The organism is Methylobacterium sp. WL103, assembly GCF_008039885.1.
Taxonomy (GTDB): domain Bacteria; phylum Pseudomonadota; class Alphaproteobacteria; order Rhizobiales; family Beijerinckiaceae; genus Methylobacterium; species Methylobacterium cerastii.
Genome location: NZ_VRUX01000991.1, coordinates 1 through 994, shown reverse-complemented (window position 1 = coordinate 994; position 994 = coordinate 1). Strand labels below are relative to the sequence as shown.

Annotated in this window: 1 protein-coding gene and 1 pseudogene; both read left to right on the top strand. The window is 73.4% G+C overall.

Annotated features, from left to right (window positions below):
• Nucleotides 1-101 precede the first annotated feature (101 nt).
• Nucleotides 102-245 (top strand): annotated as a pseudogene (locus tag FV222_RS27260) (collagen-like protein); the annotation flags it as partial.
• A gap of 200 nt (nt 246-445) precedes the next feature.
• Nucleotides 446-994 (top strand): ImuA protein (locus FV222_RS27255; protein ID WP_147816256.1); only part of this gene is annotated, 549 nt, incomplete at its 3' end.

The window sequence follows — 994 nt, the reverse complement described above, 5'->3', positions numbered from 1 at the left end:
CGCGGAGAGCGCCAGGGTGGCCGCGCCCGCGCTGACGCCGCCGGGCCAGGCCCCCCGCCCGCCCGCGGGCGCGGCGGCCTCAGGCGCCGTCACAGCCGATCATGGTCTACGACGCCCGCATCGAGGCCGGCGACCTGCGGATCTCGGGCTCGGTCCGCAAGGGCGGCGCCGTCGTGGTGATGGACGAGGACGTGTCGGTGATGGCCGATTCTCGCGGCCGCTTCCTCTTCCGTCTGCCCTACCGCCGGATCGCGCGGCGGCGGGACATTGCCGCTTGGCCGCCGCCGGGGTCAACCCTGGGTTTCGGGACGGCGGTCGTCGCCTCGTACACAACCGTCCACAGGCCAAGTCGCTGCGCAAGCGAGACTATTTCGTGGAGCTACGAAACCGTTTGAAAATGTTCTTGTTTTGTTCCTATCTGGCGTCATGTCGGAGCTGGATCGGGATGGAGCCCTCGCGTGACGAACCGGAGGAACGGGCGCCCTCCCCGGCGGAACGGATCGCCGCGTTGCGGGTGCGCCTGGACGCGGAGCGCCGGTCCGATGCGGGCGGCGTGCTCCCCTTCGGCGTCGCCGACCTCGACGCGCGGCTTCCCGGGGGTGGGCTCGGCCTCGGCCTCCTCCACGAGGTCGCCCCCGAGGGCTCGGGCGACGAGGCCTCCGCCCTGGGCTTCGTCCTGGCGCTGGTCGCCCGCCATCTCGCGCGCGAGGCCGGGGATGCCCTCCTCGTCGTCGCCCCCGGCCATCCGATTCCCTACGGCCACGGCCTCGTCGGCCTCGGGCTCGATCCAGGGCGCCTGCTGCTGCTCGAGGCCGAGGCGGACGCCGTCGTGTTCGGCGCCCTCGAGGACACGCTGCGGGCCGGGCAGCTCGCGGCGGTGGCGGGGCTCGTCGCGGATGGGCTTCCGCTGAAGCCGGGCCGTCGCCTGCAACTGGCCGCCGGTTCCTTCGGCACCTCGCCGCCCCTTCTGCTGATCCTGCGGCCTTTCCGGGCC